Annotated in this window: 17 protein-coding genes; 11 read left to right on the forward strand and 6 right to left on the reverse strand. The window is 57.3% G+C overall.

Annotation, left to right across the window (positions count from 1 at the left end):
• The first annotated feature begins 129 nt into the window (after positions 1–129).
• The 3 genes from pepN to HZ995_RS15725 all read left to right on the forward strand — a co-directional run bounded on the left by pepN (position 130) and on the right by HZ995_RS15725 (position 4,596).
• Positions 130–2,685: an aminopeptidase N gene (gene pepN, locus HZ995_RS15715; protein WP_209358295.1), complete on the forward strand. Its 2,556-nt coding sequence runs from the start codon at positions 130–132 to the stop codon at positions 2,683–2,685.
• Positions 2,686–3,108, forward strand: coding sequence for a hypothetical protein (locus tag HZ995_RS15720; RefSeq protein WP_209356592.1), 423 nt, complete (start codon positions 2,686–2,688; stop codon positions 3,106–3,108).
• 195 nt (positions 3,109–3,303) lie between these two features.
• Positions 3,304–4,596 (forward strand): hypothetical protein, encoded by a 1,293-nt coding sequence (locus tag HZ995_RS15725; RefSeq protein ID WP_209356593.1) that lies wholly within the window; start codon positions 3,304–3,306, stop codon positions 4,594–4,596.
• On the opposite strand, the gene HZ995_RS15730 is transcribed toward HZ995_RS15725, so the two are convergent.
• Positions 4,577–5,128, reverse strand: a complete 552-nt coding sequence (locus tag HZ995_RS15730) for a GNAT family N-acetyltransferase (protein WP_209356594.1) — start codon at positions 5,126–5,128, stop codon at positions 4,577–4,579. The genes HZ995_RS15725 and HZ995_RS15730 overlap by 20 nt on opposite strands.
• A gap of 133 nt (positions 5,129–5,261) precedes the next feature.
• On the opposite strand from HZ995_RS15730, the gene gatB reads away from it, so the two are divergent.
• Both gatB and HZ995_RS15740 read left to right on the forward strand, forming a co-directional pair.
• Positions 5,262–6,773 carry an Asp-tRNA(Asn)/Glu-tRNA(Gln) amidotransferase subunit GatB gene (gene gatB, locus HZ995_RS15735; RefSeq protein WP_209356595.1) on the forward strand — a complete coding sequence of 504 codons (1,512 nt, stop codon included), beginning with the start codon at positions 5,262–5,264 and terminating at the stop codon, positions 6,771–6,773.
• A gap of 149 nt (positions 6,774–6,922) precedes the next feature.
• Positions 6,923–7,570: a hypothetical protein gene (locus tag HZ995_RS15740; RefSeq protein WP_209356596.1), complete on the forward strand. Its 648-nt coding sequence runs from the start codon at positions 6,923–6,925 to the stop codon at positions 7,568–7,570.
• On the opposite strand, the gene HZ995_RS15745 is transcribed toward HZ995_RS15740, so the two are convergent.
• Positions 7,567–7,824: a BolA family protein gene (locus HZ995_RS15745; RefSeq protein ID WP_209356597.1), complete on the reverse strand. Its 258-nt coding sequence runs from the start codon at positions 7,822–7,824 to the stop codon at positions 7,567–7,569. The two genes, HZ995_RS15740 and HZ995_RS15745, sit on opposite strands and share 4 nt — an antisense overlap.
• 74 nt (positions 7,825–7,898) lie before the next feature.
• Here HZ995_RS15745 and HZ995_RS15750 point away from each other — a divergent pair, with 74 nt between their 5' ends.
• The gene (locus tag HZ995_RS15750; RefSeq protein WP_209356598.1) at positions 7,899–8,516 is read left to right on the forward strand and encodes a DnaJ domain-containing protein; all 618 of its coding nucleotides are present in this window, start codon (positions 7,899–7,901) and stop codon (positions 8,514–8,516) included.
• 40 nt (positions 8,517–8,556) lie between these two features.
• Here the strand turns inward: HZ995_RS15750 and HZ995_RS15755 are convergent, their stop codons facing one another.
• The 3 genes from HZ995_RS15755 to msrB all read right to left on the reverse strand — a co-directional run bounded on the left by HZ995_RS15755 (position 8,557) and on the right by msrB (position 10,860).
• Positions 8,557–8,757: a DUF2256 domain-containing protein gene (locus HZ995_RS15755; protein WP_348521217.1), complete on the reverse strand. Its 201-nt coding sequence runs from the start codon at positions 8,755–8,757 to the stop codon at positions 8,557–8,559.
• Positions 8,696–10,228, reverse strand: a complete 1,533-nt coding sequence (locus HZ995_RS15760; RefSeq protein ID WP_209356600.1) for a cryptochrome/photolyase family protein — start codon at positions 10,226–10,228, stop codon at positions 8,696–8,698. Before HZ995_RS15760 ends, HZ995_RS15755 begins: the two co-directional genes overlap by 62 nt.
• Before the next feature lie 161 nt (positions 10,229–10,389).
• Complete coding sequence (gene msrB / locus HZ995_RS15765; RefSeq protein ID WP_209356601.1) at positions 10,390–10,860, reverse strand: peptide-methionine (R)-S-oxide reductase MsrB; 471 nt, start codon at positions 10,858–10,860, stop codon at positions 10,390–10,392.
• Positions 10,861–11,107: 247 nt separating this feature from the next.
• On the opposite strand from msrB, the gene cobS reads away from it, so the two are divergent.
• The 5 genes from cobS to HZ995_RS15790 all read left to right on the forward strand — a co-directional run bounded on the left by cobS (position 11,108) and on the right by HZ995_RS15790 (position 17,683).
• A complete protein-coding gene (cobS, locus tag HZ995_RS15770) occupies positions 11,108–12,094 on the forward strand; it encodes a cobaltochelatase subunit CobS (protein ID WP_209356602.1) in 987 nt (328 codons plus the stop codon).
• Positions 12,095–12,254: 160 nt separating this feature from the next.
• Positions 12,255–14,132: a cobaltochelatase subunit CobT gene (gene cobT, locus HZ995_RS15775; protein ID WP_209356603.1), complete on the forward strand. Its 1,878-nt coding sequence runs from the start codon at positions 12,255–12,257 to the stop codon at positions 14,130–14,132.
• Positions 14,133–14,222: 90 nt separating this feature from the next.
• Positions 14,223–16,019: an aminopeptidase P family protein gene (locus tag HZ995_RS15780; protein ID WP_209356604.1), complete on the forward strand. Its 1,797-nt coding sequence runs from the start codon at positions 14,223–14,225 to the stop codon at positions 16,017–16,019.
• 58 nt (positions 16,020–16,077) lie between these two features.
• Entirely contained in the window at positions 16,078–16,422 is a 345-nt protein-coding gene (locus HZ995_RS15785) for a DUF427 domain-containing protein (RefSeq protein WP_209356605.1), read from the forward strand.
• Between the two features lie 100 nt (positions 16,423–16,522).
• Positions 16,523–17,683: an MFS transporter gene (locus HZ995_RS15790; protein WP_209356606.1), complete on the forward strand. Its 1,161-nt coding sequence runs from the start codon at positions 16,523–16,525 to the stop codon at positions 17,681–17,683.
• Here the strand turns inward: HZ995_RS15790 and HZ995_RS15795 are convergent.
• Complete coding sequence (locus HZ995_RS15795) at positions 17,680–19,368, reverse strand: chloride channel protein (RefSeq protein ID WP_209356607.1); 1,689 nt, start codon at positions 19,366–19,368, stop codon at positions 17,680–17,682. The genes HZ995_RS15790 and HZ995_RS15795 overlap by 4 nt on opposite strands.
• Positions 19,369–19,377 lie beyond the last annotated feature (9 nt).

Below are 19,377 nucleotides of genomic sequence, written 5' to 3' on the forward strand. Positions count from 1 at the left end.
TTTTGGTAAAATTATTTTACCAAAATTTCCAAGAAACTGTTTCGGCGCTGAAGAAGGCAGCAGCAGAAAGCCTTGCAGCCCCCGCCTGACAGGATACATCTATCGCACCACAATTTACGGAGTGCGATGATGCGCGATGCGGCCCCTCAGACGATCTACCTCAAGGACTACACCCCCTTTGGCTATCTGATCGACAGCGTCGAGCTTACGTTCAAATTGCACCCCACCAAGACGCGCGTTCTGTCCAAGATCGCGTTTCGCCCCAATCCTGAGGCCACCGACACGCGTTTCTTCCTCCATGGCGAAGAGCTGACGCTGATCTCGGCCAAGATCGACGGCCAAGACGTCACGGTACGCCATGAGGACGGAGGCCTAGAGGCCGACGGACCCGCGCGCGCCTTTATCTGGGAGGCCGAGGTCGAGATCTCTCCGTCGACCAACACCGCGCTTGAAGGGCTGTATATGTCAAACGGCATGTATTGCACCCAATGTGAGGCGGAAGGGTTTCGCAAGATCACCTATTATCCTGACCGCCCAGATGTGATGGCCACCTTTGATGTGCGTATCGAAGGGGAGGAACCGATCCTGCTGTCCAACGGTAATCTCGGCGCTGCGGGCAAAGGTTTTGCGGAATGGTCCGACCCCTGGAAAAAGCCCGCCTATCTCTTTGCTTTGGTCGCAGGCGATCTTATCAACCATCCCGGCAGCTTCACCACGAGGTCCGGTAAGGACGTTGAGCTCAACATCTGGGTGCGCCCAGGGGATGAGCACAAATGCGCCTTTGGCATGCAGGCGCTGAAAGACTCGATGAAATGGGACGAGGACGTCTATGGCCGCGAATATGACCTCGATATCTTTAACATCGTCGCGGTCGATGACTTCAACATGGGCGCGATGGAGAACAAGGGGCTGAACATCTTCAACAGCTCTGCGGTTCTGGCCTCGCCCGAAACTAGCACGGACGCGAATTTCGAACGTATCGAAGCGATCATCGCCCATGAGTATTTCCACAACTGGACCGGCAACCGCATCACCTGCCGCGATTGGTTCCAGCTGTGCCTGAAAGAAGGCCTCACCGTCTATCGCGACCAACAGTTCACTGCGGATATGCGGTCTGGCGATGTGGCGCGGATTGAAAACGTGCTTGCCCTGCGCGCGCGGCAGTTCCCTGAGGACCAAGGCCCGCTCAGCCATCCGGTGCGCCCTGAGGAATTCCAAGAGATCAACAATTTCTATACGGCCACCGTCTATGAGAAAGGCGCTGAAGTCATCGGCATGCTCAAGACGCTCGTGGGGGATGAGGCCTATGCCAAGGCGCTCGATCTCTATTTCGAACGCCACGACGGCGACGCGGCCACGATTGAGGACTGGCTGAAGGTGTTTGAGGACGCCACCGGACGCGATCTGACCCAGTTCAAGTTCTGGTATAGCCAGTCGGGTACGCCGAAGGTCTCGGTTAGCGAAGAGTGGGACGCGGAAAGCGGCACTTTCTCTCTGACATTCACGCAATCCACGGCCCCTACCCCGGGCCAAGACGTCAAAGACCCAAAGGTCATCCCAATCGCCATTGGCCTCCTCAGCCCAGAAGGCGAAGAGATCCAAGCCACCGAGATCTTTGAGATGACCGAGGCAACCCAGACCTATCAGGCCAAAGGGCTCTCGGTCCGTCCCGTCCCGTCGATCCTGCGCGGCTTCTCGGCCCCTGTGATCCTGGAACAAGACATCGACAACGCCCGCCGGGCCTTCCTCTTTGCCCATGACACTGACAGCTTTAACCGCTGGGAAGCGGGCCGCGATCTGGCACGCGACGCGCTTTTGGACATGATCGAAAACGATGCAGCCCCAAGCGCGCTTTACCTCGACAGCCTGCGCAAAGTCTTTGCCGATGACACATTGGACCCCGCCTATCGCGCCTATCTGCAGGCGCAGCCCGCAGAGTCCGATCTTGCCCGCACCTTGGCCGCGAAAGGCGTGACGCCCGATCCGGATAAAATCCACGCGGCGTCCAAGGCGTTCAAACAGGCAAAGGCAGACGCTCTCAAAGACCTTTTGCGCCCGATCTATGAGGACAACCAGATCGACGGGCCATTTGTACCGGATGCGGAAGGTTCTGGAAAACGCGCATTGGCGAACGGTGTTTTGTCTCTGATCACCAAACTGGACGGCGGTGCCTTGGCACAATCGCAGTTTGAAACTGCCGACAACATGACCCAACAGCTTGCAGCGCTTAGCCAGTTGGTGACGGCCGGCAAAGGTTCAAAGGCCATCGCCGCGTTCTATGAACAATGGCAAGAGGATCGTTTGGTCATCGACAAATGGTTCTCGCTGCAGGTGGCCTTGGCGGACCCAGATGACGCCGCCAAGGTCGCGACCGCCCTCACCCACCACCCAGATTTCGACATGAAGAACCCAAACCGCTTCCGCGCCACGTTGGGTGCTCTGGCGGGCAATCATGCAGGCTTCCACCATAAATCAGGCGCGGGATATAAGGCGCTCACCGATTGGCTGATCAAATTGGATGATCTGAACCCGCAAACCACCGCGCGCATGTGTTCCGCGTTCCAGACCTGGAAAAACTATGACTCAGACCGTCAGGCGCTGATCAAGGCTCAGCTCGAACGGATCCTTGCGAAAGAGGGCCTCAGCCGAGATACTTCGGAAATGATCACGCGGATTCTAGGGTAAATGGAGTACAGCTACGAAAGCCAAGGGCGCACGCCGAAATCCATCGCAGCTCTGGTCGCGATGGTATTTATCCTGATCGGCCTCGATTATATCGGCACGGTGTGGTGGATCATCGTGATTGTCGCGATGATCACCCTGCCCGCTGCGATTGATGTCTTCGTCAACGCCACTGCGCGGCTTGACCTGAACGACTCCCAGCTGTTCTGGAAAAACCGCAGCCAAGAGGTCACGATCCCCCTGCATGAAATCGAGAAAATCCGGTTTGACGGGCGTATGGATATGTCTGTCCGCGTGAGCGTTGTGCTGAATGATGGACGCAAATTGCGCATGCCTTATGATGCCATGCCGCCCCACAAAGAGCTGGAAGCCGCGTTGCAAGCGCGGGACGTCAGGACCGAGCGGCACGCCTTTACGGTGTTTTAGGATCAAGCGGTCTCGCCCCTGACGGGCAGTATTGTTCGCGGCGAAAGAACAATACCTCGCGCAACCTGTAATTGCGACGTGTCGCCTAACCAATACCACCATTCTCTCACGCAATGGCCCGCGAACTTCCGCGGCTTTGCCCCTTTTCGGCCCGATTTTCAGGTGAATTTGCTCTCAACTCACAGGAGCAACTGAATGTTGAAAACCCGCCATACGCTCATGCCGCAAATGCCAGAAGTCTTGCGCGCTGTCGTTCGCAAGTTCACCAAGCCGCGTGAAGACGCGCCTTTGGCGTTTCTGCCGACGGTTTATACGGATCAGAATGTCGCGGAAGGCGTGAAAATTCCTGTAAACAACGCATCAGTGCGCAAATGCGATGACGCGAAGTTCCGCGAAGAAGGTCAGTTTCTGGCCCGTCAGGAACGGTGGGAGGATCTGTCCACCCGCATCCAAGAGGCCGATCGCGCCCGCGCGAAAAGCGCTTCAGGTACGTCTATTGCTGAACTTTTGCTTTTCGGAGGCCGCGCAGACGTCGTTGCGGCTGCCGAGCACGCGCTGTTGCATGGAACGCCAGAGAAAGACGCGAACTTCGTTGCCGGTATCGAAGATATGGAACTGATGCTCAGCGAGCACCCAAATGACTATGCGCTCGCCCTGACAGTTGCCCATATGCATATCGACATTGGCTGGGCCTGGCGTGGCCATGGTGCTTTGGCTACCCTACCGCATGAAAACCGCGAGGCGTTTAAAGCGCATTTCCACCGTGCCGAAGAAATCATGGATGCCTTCTGCGCTCATGAAATGGATTCCCCTGCCCTGAGTGCCGCGCGCTGCGCGCTTTTGCCAGCACAGGATCATCCGGGTGACTGCGTATCGGACGATTTCGAAGATCTCATCGATCTGGACCCGCAAAACCCACGCCATATGCGTGCTTTGGGCAATTATCTCTTGCCACAATGGTATGGAGGCTATGAAAAGCTCGACCTCGAGGCGCGTCGAACGGCGGCCCGCACTTACGATCTTTGGGGCGCCGGAGGCTATGCCTGGGTGTGGTTTGACGCAATCCTCAGTGATCCGGAATGTCTGGCCCACATGGACCCGGACTATTTCCTGGACGGCGTCTTTGACATTCTAGAGCGCCAAACTGATCAGAACACCGCAAACCTCATGGCCGCGCAGGTCTATTGCGCATGGCAGGCGAGCCGCCAGAATTACATGGAGGGAGGCACCTCTGGAGCACAAGCGACCGTTCTGCGCAAAGGGTTTGAGGATATCGTTCACAAACATCTGCGCGAAGTGCATCCGCTGATTTGGGGCCATGCAGAATACGGTTTTGACAACCGCAATCGTTCAATTTCGTTGGAACGCCTGGCACGCAAAGGTACCGATCTGGCGCTGAACGCGGTGGCTCAGCCGTTTCGCAAGATGATTGAGCAGGGTCTGACCATTCACATCGGCCCTGAAGGTATTACCGAGATTCACCCTTAAAATAGTCCTCGCGCGTCATGCGATAGACGATATGGGCCGCAAGCCAATGCTCTTTGGGCAGAAATGGCATGTCGAAATCCCAAGCCTCATGGCGCGTCATGCCGATACGCTTCATGACCTTGGCAGAGGGTTCATTAGGCACGGCCGTAAAGGACACGATCTGATCTAAACCTTTCTCTTCAAATCCAAATTTCAACCATCCCTTCGCGGCTTCGCTGGCATAACCTTTGCCCCAGGCCGCAGGCGTCAATCGCCATCCAATCTCGACCTGCGGCGAAAAGGGCGACGCGGCACTAAAAAGCGACAGACCACACAGCCCGAGAAACACGCCCTCTTTGTCCGTCACCGCCGAGAACCCAAAGCCTTGCGTCTCCCAGCTCTCCTGACACTTCGCCATGGAGTCCGCCGATTTTTCGCGCGAATAGGTCATCGGGTAAAACCGCATCACCTGAGGATCCGCATTCATCGCGGCATAGGCGTCTAAATCGCGCGGTTCAAACGGGCGCAGGATCAAACGGTCGGTTTCAATCATAGTGGGCCTCTTATTCAGGCAAAATCAGACCGCCGAGCTTGCCCAAAAGGCCCATGATCCGCAAGCCCTCTTGCCCCTGCCCGCGCCCTGTCCTAGAACGCCGTCTAGCACAAGTTTTTTGGAGCCTCAGCCGATGCTGGACCTGACATATGAAACCCCGAAACCCAAAGTCATCGCGGGCGCGAAATACGACTGGGAACTCGTGATCGGGATGGAAGTCCATGCGCAGGTAAGCTCGAACGCGAAACTCTTCTCTGGGGCCTCCACGCAGTTTGGCGCAGAGCCGAACGCCAACGTGTCGTTCGTTGATGCGGCGATGCCCGGAATGTTGCCTGTTATCAATGAGTTCTGTGTTGAACAGGCGGTGCGCACCGGTCTGGGTCTGAAGGCAGAAATCAACCTGAAATCGGCCTTTGACCGCAAGAACTATTTCTACCCTGACCTGCCCCAAGGCTATCAGATTTCCCAACTCTATCACCCAATCGTGGGCGAAGGCGAAATCATCGTCGATATGGAGCCTGGCATTGCGCGCAAGGTACGTATCGAACGCATCCACCTAGAGCAAGACGCCGGCAAATCCGTGCATGACATGGATCCGAATATGTCATTCGTGGACTATAACCGCACCGGCGTTGCGCTGATGGAGATCGTCTCCCGCCCCGACATTCGCGGCCCCGAAGAAGCCGCAGCCTATGTCACCAAACTGCGCCAGTTGCTGCGCTATTTGGGTACCTGCGATGGCAACATGCAAAACGGCAACCTGCGCGCGGACGTAAACGTGTCGGTCTGTCGTCCGGGACAGTATGAAAAATATATGGAAACGCAGGATTTCTCGCATCTCGGCACACGCTGTGAGATCAAGAACATGAACTCCATGCGCTTCATCCAAGCGGCGATTGACTATGAAGCCAAACGTCAGATCGCAATTGTTGAGGCCGGTGGCACCGTGGATCAGGAAACCCGCCTCTATGATCCGGACAAGAACGAGACACGCTCCATGCGTTCCAAGGAAGAAGCGCATGATTACCGCTACTTCCCGGATCCAGATCTGCTGCCTCTGGAGATCGAGCAGGGCTGGGTCGATGACATCGCAAAGTCCCTGCCTGAACTGCCGGACGAGAAAAAGTCCCGTTTCGTCAATGACTTCGGCCTGTCTGAATATGACGCCTCAGTTCTGACCGCAGAAGCTGAGAACGCCGCCTATTTCGAAGCCGTCGCCGAAGGCCGCAACGGAAAGCTGTCGGCAAACTGGGTGATCAACGAACTCTTTGGGCGTCTCAAGAAGGACGACAAGGGCATTACCGAAAGCCCGATCTCGCCAGAACAACTGGGCGGCGTCATCGACCTGATCAGCTCGGACGCGATTTCCGGCAAGATCGCCAAGGACCTCTTTGAGATCGTCTACACCGAAGGCGGCGATCCGGCGAAGATCGTTGAAGAACGCGGCATGAAGCAGGTGACCGACACCGGCGCGATTGAAGCCGCACTGGACGAGATCATCGCCGCCAACCCAGAGCAGGTGGAAAAAGCCAAGGTCAATCCAAAGCTCGCGGGCTGGTTTGTCGGTCAGGTGATGAAAGCCACCGGCGGCAAGGCCAATCCGAAGGCGGTCAACCAGTTGGTGGCTCAGAAGCTCAACGGCTGATCCGCCACCTCTGGGTTATTTCGCTCAAAATTGCACAACCAAAAGCCGCAGGAAGGTCGGGAATTCCTGCGGCAATTTCCCCGTGGCGCCCTTTCTAAAAGACATTTAAGTCAAGAAATGCTATATTTTCGGCAATAGAGCAGAGTTCCATGGTTTACGAATACAAAGTCATTCCAGCACCGGTTAAAGGACGCAAGGCGCGCGGGGTCCGCAAGCCTGAGGACAAGTTTGCCTTGGCGGTTCAAGAGAGCATGAACGAAATGGCTCAGCTTGGCTGGGAATTTCTGCGCAGCGAAACATTGCCCAACACGGAACGCACTGGGCTCACGCGCCGCACCACCACCGAGCGCAGCGTTTTGGTGTTTCGTCGCGAGATCGCACAAGAGCCCAAAAGCTCTCTGGAAGCGACGCTGCGCGAGGTCGAAAAACCCAAGCCTGTCGCAGCAGCGCCGGTCACTGAGTCGCCCACCACTGAGGTCACAGAGCCTGAAGTGCCTGAGGTCGCGGCCGCGCCAATCACCGCTCGTGACGATGCGCAAACCGTTGTTCCTATGAACAAACCCTTGGTCGCGGAGCAAGCACCCACGGAAGACCCTGCCCCAGCAGCTCCAAAGAAACTGGCGGCTGTTGAAACCGAAAGCTTTCCAGATCCGCGCCCTATGGAGCCGCAGCAACCCGAGTCTCAGGCGCTCTACACGAAAGATACCGTGAAGCCTGCGAAGACTTCAAAAGCGAATGCTCTACCCGCAGCGCTGCGCAGTCGCGCATCTCAGGCGCAAGAAGGCAAAAAGGCCTAGCTGTCCAAGTCCAAAGCTAGGGCGTGAATGCGCCCTACCAGCTCTGCCCCTAGCGCCTTGTGAACGGCCCTGTGGCGCGCGACTCTTCCCATGGTTTCAAAGGCTTGCGCGCGCATCCTGACGTTAAAATGGCTCTGCCCACCTTCTTGATAGCCAGCATGCCCCCGATGGCTTTCGCTGTCATCTACAACTGTTAGCTCCCGCGGGTTAAAGGCGGCAGACAACCGCTCATGAATTTCGTCTTTTACCAACATTTTTTTGGCCTGCCCCCTTCAATCTAGCGCCAGTTACTTTAAACTCTCGAACCCGAGTCGAATAGGTATGTTCCATGTCAAAATCAGATCCCTTCGGATTCGATATGTCCGTCTCTTCTGCCAAGAAAAAGAACCCGCGTGGGCGGCGGGGGATGTCTGGCGCGTCTGAAACCTCGACACGGGTTTGCGAACACCCGGACTGCCAAGAAGCAGGCCAGTATCGCGCGCCCAAAGCACCGGATGTGCTGGATGAGTACCGCTGGTTCTGCAAGGACCACGTGCGCGAATATAACGCCAAGTGGAGCTTCTTTGACGGCAAGACCGAGGCGGAAACCAACGCGCAGAAGTCCAAAGACAAAGTTTGGGAGCGGGAAACCAAGAAATTCACCGACCCTGAGACCCGCGCCTGGGCCCGTCTGGGTATCGAGGATCCACATCAGGTTTTGGGCGGTAATGCCACGCAAAACCCTGGTCGTTCGACCGGGCGTCGCCTGCCACCCACCGAGCAGCGCGCAATTGATATCCTAGAGGCCGAGGCCAACTGGTCAAAGGCGGACATCCGCAAGGCCTATAAAAAGCTGATCAAGGTTCTGCACCCGGACATGAATGGCGGCGACCGCAGCCAGGAAGAGCAGTTGCAAGAAGTCGTCTGGGCCTGGGATCAGGTCAAGGACAGCGCGAGCTTTAAGTGAAGTAAGAAGCCCATGCGCGCGCATCTACTGTGCGCCATGGTCATTCGTCATCCCCAATATGCGAAGACCGCTGACGCCGGCATCTCTCAGAGCAATAGCGCACGTTTTCCCAGTCTTTCTTCCATTTCTTGCGCCATAAGAACGGTCGTTTGCAAACCGGGCAGGCTTTCTGAGGAAGTTCAGACTTTTTCATGGTTTTCCAGTGCCTTAAAGAAGCGCGCACTGTCAACTGACACGGCATCCCGCTTCTCGTCAGACATGCGATCCAGCGTCTTATAGACGAAGCCTAGCCGCGGATTGCCCCGTAGTTTGCCCTCATTTCGCATCATGAAATCCCAGTAAAGGTAGTTGAACGGACAGGCTTTGGGGCCGTTTTTCAGGCTGACCTTGTAGGAACAAGAGTCGCAATAATTGGACATTTTCTTGATATAGGTGCCGCTGGCCGCATATGGCTTGGACCCCAGAACGCCGCCATCGGCAAATAAAACCATGCCGTGGACATTGGGCAGTTCGACCCACTCATAGGCATCGACATAGACCAAGAGATACCACTCGTTGACCTCTTGCGGATCGATCCCCGCGAGCAGGGCAAAATTGCCAAGCACCATCAATCGTTGAATGTGGTGGGCATAGGCGTTCTCTTTGGTTTCCAACACGCATTGCCTCAGGCAGTTCATCTGGGTGACGCCGTCCCAATAGAAATCAGGCAAGGCCCGCGATGCGCCGAAATAGTTTTCTTCTTTGTAGGATGGCATCTTCAGCCAATAGATCCCGCGCACATATTCCCGCCAGCCAAGGATTTGGCGGATAAACCCTTCGACGGCGTTCAAAGGGGCGAGCCCGTCGTGATAGGCCTGCTCCGCTGCGCGGACACACTCCAGTGGATCAAGCAGCCCCACGTTCAGATAGAGCGCGATGTGACTGTGGAACATCCACGGTTCTCCTGCGATCATCGCATCCTGATAGGTGCCAAAGAGGGCGAGCCTTTTGCTGATGAACTGGCGCAACGCCGTCAAAGCCCCCGCTCGAGTGACCGCATAGGGAAACGGCTCTAAATCGCCGAAATGGCTTGGGAAATTGCTGGCGACAAGCGCGAGCACCTCAGTTGTGACCAGATCCAACCTGTCCTGAAAAGGCGCAGGTACCTGCAGCCCTTCTTTCGGAGGGCTCCGGTTCTCGCTGTCATAATTCCACGCGCCTCCTATGGGCCCGCTATGGTCCATCAGCACAGAGTATTTGCGACGCATTTCGCGGTAAAAATACTCCATCCGCAGCTGTTTTCGCCCCTGCGCCCAATCCTTGAACTCTTGGTGTGACACAAGAAATCTGGTGTCATCCAGGATCTGAACCGGAACGCCAAGCCTTTCCGTCCAACCCTGCATCTCTGACAACAACCGATACTCGCCGGGCTCTGTGACAATCACTTCGGTGGCATTCAGATCCGCAATGGCGCGGGCCACCTCGTCATATAGGCTGCCTGCATTTTCAGGATCGGTGTATTTTGTATAGCGAACAATGTGCCCGCCTTGCCGAAGGCTTTCTGCGAAATGACGCATGGCCGAAAACACAAAGGCGATCTTTTTCTTGTGGTGTTTGACGTAGGTCGCTTCGCTGCGCACTTCGCACATCAAAACAATGTCTTCACCTGATGCGGCTTGCAGACTGGATATGTTCCGGCTGAGCTGATCACCCAGTATCAAAATTAGCTTCATGTCGCCGGCCCCTTTTCAAGAGTCTACGGCGGGTTTTGCGGTATGGATCAGGAAAGCTCGAAATAACAAAGCCCCCAGACATCAGTCTCGGGGCTTTCAAAAAGTTGGAATCGGAAACTTTAAAAGTTTCCGTCGGCGATTTCTTTCAAAGAAATCGGACGCTACGCGGCTTTGAACACCAGCGACACACCGTTCAGGCAATGGCGTTTGCCGGTTGGTTTTGGCCCATCATCAAAGATATGCCCCAAGTGGCTACCACAACGGCGGCAATGCACCTCTGTACGCAGGCGCAGCAGCTTGCGGTCAGGTTTGGTTCGCACAGCATTGCGCAGCGATTTATAAAAACTCGGCCAGCCGGTGCCGCTGTCATATTTGTGCTTGGACGAATATATCGCCAGATCACAGCCCCGGCAGTGATAGACCCCGTCAGAATAATTCTTGTCCAGCGGAGAGCTCCCGGCCCGTTCCGTCCCTTCCTGACGCATCACTTTATACTGAAGGGGCGTCAACATCGCGCGCCATTCGGCCTCGCTGCGGGTGATCTCAAACTCTGCAGCGATCGCGCCGGTGCCCGAGAGGCTTCCAAACAGGGCAAAAGCAGTGGTCCCTAGCAGTGCATCACGACGGTTCATAGGCGTCCCCTTTCCTTTACGGTTGCGCAAGTTCACCACGCCCCGGCGCATTTTCAAACCAACACTTGGTCAAAAACCCGTGACAGGCTGCAACAATCCGCGGCGCCTATGCATACAATCGCACTTTTTCCGCGGGGTTTTTCGATGATGCGTCGCTTTTGCCCTTTCCCTTGCCACATCCAGCGATATGTTGCGATGCGGAATGATTATCCGGTGTATTTTCACCGTGACACAGAGGACGAGACCCATGGCCGACGGCATGACTGACATCGACGCGAAACCAACCGAAGATATCTCGGTGCGCGACGTATTTGGCATCGACAGTGATATGACGGTCAAAGGCTTTGCGGATGGCTCTGACCGTGTGCCAGAGCTGGACAGCACCTACAAATTCGACCCAGACACCACGCTGGCGATCCTGGCGGGCTTTTCCCACAACCGGCGTGTGATGATCCAGGGCTATCACGGCACGGGCAAATCTACGCATATCGAACAAGTCGCAGCGCGCCTGAACTGGCCAGCGGTGCGTGTGAACCTCGACAGCCACATCAGCCGGATCGACCTCATTGGTAAAGACGCGATTAAGCTGAAAGACGGCAAACAGGTCACCGAATTCCACGAAGGCATCCTGCCATGGGCGCTGCGCAACCCTGTTGCGATTGTCTTTGATGAATATGACGCAGGCCGCGCGGATGTGATGTTTGTGATCCAGCGGGTTCTGGAACACGACGGTGCTCTGACCCTGCTGGATCAAAACAAAATCCTGCGCCCTCACCCGCATTTCCGTCTGTTTGCGACCGCAAACACCGTCGGTCTGGGTGACACCACCGGCCTTTATCACGGCACCCAACAGATCAACCAAGCGCAGATGGACCGCTGGTCGCTGGTCAGCACGCTGAACTATCTGTCGATTGACGCAGAAACCAACATCGTTCTGTCCAAAGCACCGCATTACAACACCGAGGCTGGCCGCAAGACCATCAAGCAGATGGTGACTGTCGCCGATCTCACCCGCACGGCCTTCATGAATGGAGACCTTTCCACCGTGATGTCCCCGCGGACTGTGATCAACTGGGCGCAGAACTCGGAGATTTTCCGAGATGTGGGCTATGCCTTCCGTCTGACCTTCCTCAACAAATGTGACGAGTTGGAACGCCAGACCGTGGCCGAGTTCTATCAGCGCCTGTTTGACGAAGAACTGCCGGAATCTGCGGCGAGCATGAGCCTCGGCTAAACCCTTCGCCCGGCGGAACGCCGGGCTGCGCCCGACCCGCCCCCCATGGGCCGCGCGCTTTGCACCCACCCGCGGGACGGGCGCTGCCCTCACCGCTACTTGGTTGGCCTTCTGCATGTCGGGGATGTGGAGGCGCTGTGGCACTTAGGAGAAATGCGGAATGTCAAAACCATCTGACAACCCAGCAGATCCGTTTAAGAAAGCCCTTGCTGAGGCCACCAAAACGCTTGCCCATGACCCAGAGCTCTCGGTCACCTATACCGTAGACCCCTCGGGCGTCTCAGGCGACGCGATGCGCCTGCCGCAGGTCAGCCGCCGGATGAGCCGCGAAGAGGTGCTCATGGCGCGCGGCACAGCCGATGCTCTCGCGTTCAACCGCCGCTATCACAACGCCGACACCCATGCCCGCTACGCCCCAACCGAAGGCATGGCGCGCGAGCTTTATCAAGCGATGGAGACCGCCCGCTGCGAAGCCATGGGCGCGCGGGATATGCCGGGCTCGGCGGGCAACATCGACGCCAAGATCGCGTCCGAGGCCCGCATTCGTGGCTATGAGAATGTCACCCAACCAGCCGATGCGCCTTTGTCGGCAGCGGCGGGCTATCTGATCCGCCATTTGGCCACGGGCCGCGACCTGCCTTCCCCTGCGCAGAATGTGATGGAGCTGTGGAAGCCTTTCATTGAGCAGAACGCAGGCGAGACGCTGGGCGATCTCTCGGACCTTTTGCACGACCAGACCGCATTCGCGAAATTCGCGCGGCAGATGATTGATGATCTGGGCTATGGGGATCAACTCGGCGAAGATCCCGATGAGCTGGACGATGAGGATGAGTCTGAGGCGGAAGAACAGCCCGATGAAGAGCCCGATCCAGATAGCACCGGCGACGATCAGTCCGACGAAGAGGAAATGGATGCAAATCCTGAATCTTCACAGGAAGATCAACAGGATAGCCAGCAGGCCCAAGTCACCATGGACGATATGTCTGATGAGGAGATGGCCGAAGAAAACGAGATGCCGGACGGCGAGGCTCCGCTCGAGCCACCTGCGCCGCAGCCGATTTCTGATGCGGATCCGGACTATCAGGTCTTTGAGACCGAATATGACGAAGAGATCCGCGCCGAGGATCTGGCCGAGGTTGCGGAACTGGAACGTTTGCGCGCGTATCTGGACCAACAGCTAGAGCCGCTAAAAGGCGCCGTAAGCCGTCTGGCCAACAAGTTGCAACGCCGCCTTCAGGCGCAACAGAACCGGTCTTGGTTGTTTGATCTGGAAGAAGGCATTCTGGACGCAGGCCGTCTGGCGCGGGTTGTGGCCAATCCGACGACGCCGCTTTCGTTCAAAGTCGAGAAGGACACTGAATTTCGCGATACCGTCGTGACGCTCTTGCTCGATAACTCGGGCTCTATGCGCGGCCGTCCGATTTCCATCGCGGCCATCTGCGCCGATGTTCTGGCGCGTACGCTGGAACGGTGCAATGTGAAGGTCGAGATCCTTGGCTTTACCACCCGCGCGTGGAAAGGCGGCCAAAGCCGTGAGAAATGGCTGGCCGATGGGCGTCCGCAACAGCCCGGTCGTCTTAATGACCTGCGCCACATCATCTATAAATCTGCTGACGCGCCTTGGCGTCGGACTCGGCCCAATTTGGGTCTGATGATGAAAGAAGGCCTGCTGAAAGAAAACATCGACGGCGAGGCCCTTGAATGGGCCCACCGTCGCATGGTGAGCCGTCCCGAGGCGCGCAAAATCCTCATGGTGATTTCCGATGGCGCGCCGGTGGATGACTCAACTTTGTCGGTTAACCCCGCGAATTACTTGGAAAAACACCTACGCGATGTGATCGCGATGGTAGAGAAACGCCGTCAGGTGGAACTCTTGGCCATCGGCATCGGTCACGACGTGACCCGCTATTACGAGCGTGCCGTCACTATCACCGATGTCGAGCAACTGGCAGGCGCGATGACCGAGCAACTGGCAGCCCTCTTTGACAGCGATCCGCGTGCCCGGGCGCGTGTGATGGGCATGCGCCGCGCGGGGTAAATCGGCGGGGGACGCGCCCTCGTTTTTGCTCTGTTCCACGCCCGCCGCGCCGCCTATGCTGCGCCTGTTGATCCCTAATTGGAGCGCCCCATGTTTCAGAGTTTTGATGCCAGCAGTTCCCCCGAACAAGGGCCGCCACGCCTTGCGAGACTGCGGGCTGAATTGGAGCGTGTCGGCGTGGACGGCTTCCTTGTGCCACGCGCGGATGTGCATCAGGGCGAATATGTCGCGCCGCGCGATGAGCGGCTTTCCTGGCTGACGGGGTTCACGGGATCTGCCGGCTTCTGCGTCGCGCTGAAGGACCGCGCAGGACTTTTTGTGGACGGTCGCTATCGCGTGCAAGGCCGCCAGCAATGCGCGGAGGATTTCACCATCGTGCATTGGCCAGAGGTTGGCCTGGCGAGCTGGCTAAAAGAGAACATGAGCGCGGGCAAGATCGCTTTTGATCCTTGGCTACATACGGTTGGCCAGATCGACCAGCTTCAGGCGGACCTTGCAGGGACGGATATCACGCTGACCCCAAGCCCCAATCTGGTGGATGAAATCTGGGCCGATCAACCGGGCAAGCCAAACGCCAAGGCTTTCGCACAACCGATTGAATATGCAGGCGAAAGCAGCGTCGATAAACGCGCGCGCCTGGGGAAATCAATCGCCGAAAAAGGCGCGCGGTCCGCAGTCATCACCCTACCCGACAGCCTCTGTTGGCTCTTGAATATCCGCGGCGAGGACATCGCGCATAACCCCGTCGTGCATGGCTTTGTGATCCTGCACGCCGACGGAACCTGCGACCTCATCGCCAACCCCGAGAAATTCACCGAAGTCGTTGATCACCTTGGTGAGGGCGTCACCCTACGCCCAGAAGAGGATCTATTGCCGGCGCTGCAATCCCTCGCGGGCCCTGTGTTGCTAGAGAAAAACTCTGTGCCAACAGCCATCGCAGCAGCGCTGACCTCGGCAAACATCCCCGTAATCTTTGGCGCTGACCCATGCGCCCTGCCCAAAGCCTGCAAAAACGCCGCCGAGATCGCGGGTGCCGAGGCCGCCCATCTGCGCGACGGCGCGGCGGTTGCGAATTTCCTCGCGTGGTTTGATGAAAACGCAACCAAGGGCATCACGGAAATCGACGTCGTTACCGAACTCGAGGCCCGGCGCGGCGCGACTAATATGCTGCGGGATGTGAGCTTTGACACCATCGCAGGGGCTGGCAGCAACGGCGCCGTGATCCACTATCGCGTGACCCATGAAACCAACCGCACGCTTAATCCCGGCGAGTTGCTGGTTTTAGACAGCGGCGGCCAATATCAGGACGGCACCACCGACATCACCCGCACCCTCGCCATCGGAGACGCTGGCGACGAAGAAAAGCGCGCCTTTACGCTTGTTCTAAAGGGCATGATTGCCATCTCAGAGCTGCGCTTTCCCAAGGGCTATGCCGGGCGTGACATTCAATCCATCGCGCGGGTGCCGCTTTGGTCGGCGGGGCTCGATTTCGACCACGGTTTGGGCCACGGTGTGGGCAGCTATCTAAGTGTGCATGAGGGGCCTCAAAGCCTTTCGACCAAGGGGCATGTGGCGCTCGAACCCGGTATGATCGTCTCAAACGAGCCGGGGTATTACAAAGAAGGAGCCTACGGCATCCGCATCGAAAACCTCTTGGTGGTTCAAGAGGCCGAGGCACTGGAGGACGGCGATACGCACCGTCAAATGCTCTGTTTCAAGACTCTTCCCTACGTCCCTATTGACCTGAGCCTCGTCAACGCCGATATGTTGTCCTCATCTGAACGGGACTGGCTGAACACTTACCATGACGCCTGTTACCGCACCTTGATCCCCCTTGTTGAGGCAAGCACCAAGGACTGGCTGCGGAAGGCCACGGCCCGCATCTGACATACTTGCGTTACAATTGGCTGTTTTGACGGCCACGACTGTTTTTGAGGAGAGGCCCATGACACCTTACATTACGATCCGCAAAGCACCCGGCAACTGGACCGTGCGCGCTGGTGGCGCTGTTTTGGGTGAATCCTCAAATGCGCTGGAGCTGACCGAGGGCGACTACCCGTCCGTGATCTATTTCCCCCGCGAAGACATTGCGATGGCGTTTCTGGACGAAAGCGACAAGACCTCCCATTGCCCGCATAAGGGCGACGCGAGGTATTTCTCGATTGTGACCAAGAGCAAGACCATCGCGGATGCTGTCTGGAGCTATGAGGATCCCAAAGACGACGTTGCACGCATCAAGGACCATCTGGCCTTCTACACAAGCGACGAGCTGACGGTCGAACAGCTGTAACGCGACATCACAAATCATCATGAAAAGGGCGCCTCGTGCGCCTTTTCTTTTGCCCGCTCGGGTGGTTTAACTCATCCTCTATCGTTTGTGAGTTTTCCCCATGTCCCAGCAAAAAACATCCCTAGGGCTGATTTTCCTACTTTATGCGGGTGGCCTGGGGGCCGCTGGGCAATTCGCCAAAATCGCGACGATTTTTCCCGAGATTCAGGCGCTTTATCCGGCCTCGGTCGTGACGCAGGGTCTGATCATGTCTGTGATCGGATTTCTCGGCGTGGTCTTTGGCATCTTTGTCGGGCAGATCGTGTCCTCGCTGGGATACCGCAAGATGTTGATCGCGGGCATGCTCTTGGGCGCGGCCATGTCCTTTGTGCAGGCGTTTTTGCCGCCTTTGCCTCTGTTTCTGGCAAGTCGCATGATCGAAGGCCTCGCCCACCTCGCAATCGTCGTCGCCGCGCCGACGTTGGTGACCCAAGTGACCGCCCCGAACAAGCGCTACCTGTCGATGACCCTCTGGAGCAGTTTTTTCGGGGTTGGATATGCCCTATGCGCCTCTGCCGCGCCTTTTGCTCTGGAAATGGCTGGGCCACCTGCCCTTTTCGCGGGCCATGGGTTCTATATGCTCGCACTCGCTGGCCTGTCCTTTGCGTTCCTGCCGCGTCTTGGGCTGGAACGCGCGCCGCTTCCAACGTTGAATGACGTGATCGCGCGGCACTTTCGTGTCTATAGGTCCCCCTATCAGTCGCCTGCGGCCCTAGGCTGGTTATTCTACACGCTGACCTATCTAGCCTTACTGACGGTTCTGCCGCCTCTGTTTCCGGCTGAGCATCGGCTCGCCCTCGCAACCATGCTGCCCATCGTTAGCATTCTCTCTTCCTTCACGCTCGCCGCCACGCTAATGCGGTTTCTATCAGCGGTCACAGTGGCGCAGATCGGTTTTGCAGGCGGCATTGCCGCAGCGCTTTGGATGGCGGTCTTTGGCGTCTCGACCGAACTGGCCGTGGCGATTTTTGTGGTCATGGGGCTTTTGCAATCGGCAGGCTTTGCGCTGGTGCCAGAGTTGAACAAAGACCCGCAAGATCAAGCCCTTGCCATGGGTGGCATTGCGCAGATGGGCAACCTTGGCACTATGTCAGGCACGCCGATCTTGTTGTTTTTGCTAAGCCTCATGGGAACAGGCGCGATCCCTCTGTTTCTGGCGCTGATCTTTGCAGGCGGGTTCACGTCGCATGCCATCGCGAAACGGTTAAGACAACGCCCTTAGGAATGCTCTTCCGCAGCCGTCGCGGCCAGCGCGCGGTTATAGGCCTTAAGCGCATCTACCTGATGCAGTGCCCCCAACAGCTCCGGCGCTTCGCCGCCGCCCTTTAGACGCACGACGGGTATGAAGGCGATATTGGTGGCGTCAAAAATCGGCATCGCCTGCTCCAGCGTCGCCCCTGCCCCTAGATAGATGTCCTGCTCAATCTTCTGCCAACAGGCCTCTTCCGTGGCGCCGCGTTCGGGATCAATCGGCTTCATCACGCGCGTTACATTGAACATCGCCAAGAGATAGGCCTGAGGCCCTTTGGCGACGTGAATATTGCGCCTTTCAAGCTGCGTCAGGAAATAAGACCCATCCACAAGCCGCGATCCCAAAGCGGTTGAGATCGAGACCGTCACCATCACGGCCACGCCGGTCTGCCAGTCTCCGGTCAGTTCAAAAACGATCAGCGTGGTCGAAATCGGCGCTCCGAGGACGGCGGCGGCGACGCCCCCCATGCCCGCCAAAGCATAAAGCGTGATCGAGCCCGAGAAATCCGGAAAGATCGGTGTGGCGATCAGGCCAAAGGCCAATCCCGTCAGCGCTCCCAACATCAGCGCCGGAGAGAACACCCCGCCGCCCATGCGTCCCGCTAAGGTGATCGCGACGGCTATGATTTTAAGGATCACAAAGACAATCGCCTCATGCAGCAAGAGCTGCCCTGTCAAGGCATCCGACGTCGTCTCATAACCCACACCGATGATATGCGGGAACCAGATCGCCATAAGGCCCAAGAGCGCTCCGGAAATCATCGGGCGCATCCAGCGTTTGATTTTGAACTGATCCACCACATGGGTGGACATGTCATCAGCCCAAAAGATCGTCCACATCAGGGACACGGCAACAATCCCGCAGACCGCGCCGAGGATCAGAAAGGCCGGAAGCTCCTGATAGAAGGCCAAGGTGGATTCCATCGGCAGCATGAATTCGGTGACGTCTCCGAATTCGAGGCGGTTGATGACGGTGCCTGCGGCTGACGCGATGACAATCGGCGCAAAGGCGTGCACTGCGAAATGGCGCAGGACGACTTCGAGCGCGAAAAGAGCGCCCGCGATTGGCGCGTTGAAACTGGCCGAAACCGCAGCCGCCACGGCGCAGCCCAACAGATCCCGCCCTGTGATCCCGTCGGCTTTGATGCGGTTGCTGACCCAACTGGAAATCACCGCGGCCATATGCACGACGGGGCCCTCTCGGCCTGTCGATCCGCCCGAGCTGAGCGTTATGAATGAGGAAAGAGCGGAGGCGATGCCCGATTTGATGTTCACGCGTCCTTCATGCAGCGCCGCGCCTTCAATCACATCCGCAGGCCCCTGCGCTCGCGCATCAGGTGTCATCCGGTCCAGAATGATACCGACAATCAGCCCACCAATGATCGGAATGATCAGCACCCAATACCAAGGCAGGGACTCTGCAAATGTTCTCAGCTGAGACACATCATCCGTGCCATAGAGAAACGCCTGAAGCGCCTCGATGCCTTTGCGGAAAAACAGTGCCGCAAAACCCGAGGCAATCCCGATCATCAACGCAATAAGCCAGAACTGGATTTGGTTCGGCCCCCGTTTTAGCAGGACTTTCCAGCCACCATGACAGCTGCGCCCAGCGTGGCGCACAGAGTCGGCTATGAAGGATCCAATCGGGTTGGGCATGGTGCCTAG

The organism is Cognatishimia activa, assembly GCF_017798205.1.
In the GTDB taxonomy this organism is placed as follows: domain Bacteria; phylum Pseudomonadota; class Alphaproteobacteria; order Rhodobacterales; family Rhodobacteraceae; genus Cognatishimia; species Cognatishimia activa_A.

Excerpts from the sequence above, each read along its gene's own strand:
- msrB (WP_209356601.1), bottom strand. The coding sequence starts at position 10,860 with ATGAACCGTCGTGATGCACTGCTAGGGACCACTGCTTTTGCCCTGTTT.
- HZ995_RS15760 (WP_209356600.1), bottom strand. The coding sequence starts at position 10,228 with ATGAAGCTAATTTTGATACTGGGTGATCAGCTCAGCCGGAACATATCC.
- HZ995_RS15795 (WP_209356607.1), bottom strand. The coding sequence starts at position 19,368 with ATGCCCAACCCGATTGGATCCTTCATAGCCGACTCTGTGCGCCACGCT.
- HZ995_RS15725 (WP_209356593.1), top strand. The coding sequence starts at position 3,304 with ATGTTGAAAACCCGCCATACGCTCATGCCGCAAATGCCAGAAGTCTTG.
- cobT (WP_209356603.1), top strand. The coding sequence starts at position 12,255 with ATGTCAAAACCATCTGACAACCCAGCAGATCCGTTTAAGAAAGCCCTT.
- HZ995_RS15790 (WP_209356606.1), top strand. The coding sequence starts at position 16,523 with ATGTCCCAGCAAAAAACATCCCTAGGGCTGATTTTCCTACTTTATGCG.
- HZ995_RS15740 (WP_209356596.1), top strand. The coding sequence starts at position 6,923 with ATGGTTTACGAATACAAAGTCATTCCAGCACCGGTTAAAGGACGCAAG.
- HZ995_RS15750 (WP_209356598.1), top strand. The coding sequence starts at position 7,899 with ATGTCAAAATCAGATCCCTTCGGATTCGATATGTCCGTCTCTTCTGCC.
- HZ995_RS15780 (WP_209356604.1), top strand. The coding sequence starts at position 14,223 with ATGTTTCAGAGTTTTGATGCCAGCAGTTCCCCCGAACAAGGGCCGCCA.
- pepN (WP_209358295.1), top strand. The coding sequence starts at position 130 with ATGCGCGATGCGGCCCCTCAGACGATCTACCTCAAGGACTACACCCCC.
- HZ995_RS15745 (WP_209356597.1), bottom strand. The coding sequence starts at position 7,824 with ATGTTGGTAAAAGACGAAATTCATGAGCGGTTGTCTGCCGCCTTTAAC.
- HZ995_RS15755 (WP_348521217.1), bottom strand. The coding sequence starts at position 8,757 with ATGCCGTGTCAGTTGACAGTGCGCGCTTCTTTAAGGCACTGGAAAACC.
- HZ995_RS15785 (WP_209356605.1), top strand. The coding sequence starts at position 16,078 with ATGACACCTTACATTACGATCCGCAAAGCACCCGGCAACTGGACCGTG.
- gatB (WP_209356595.1), top strand. The coding sequence starts at position 5,262 with ATGCTGGACCTGACATATGAAACCCCGAAACCCAAAGTCATCGCGGGC.
- HZ995_RS15720 (WP_209356592.1), top strand. The coding sequence starts at position 2,686 with ATGGAGTACAGCTACGAAAGCCAAGGGCGCACGCCGAAATCCATCGCA.
- HZ995_RS15730 (WP_209356594.1), bottom strand. The coding sequence starts at position 5,128 with ATGATTGAAACCGACCGTTTGATCCTGCGCCCGTTTGAACCGCGCGAT.
- cobS (WP_209356602.1), top strand. The coding sequence starts at position 11,108 with ATGGCCGACGGCATGACTGACATCGACGCGAAACCAACCGAAGATATC.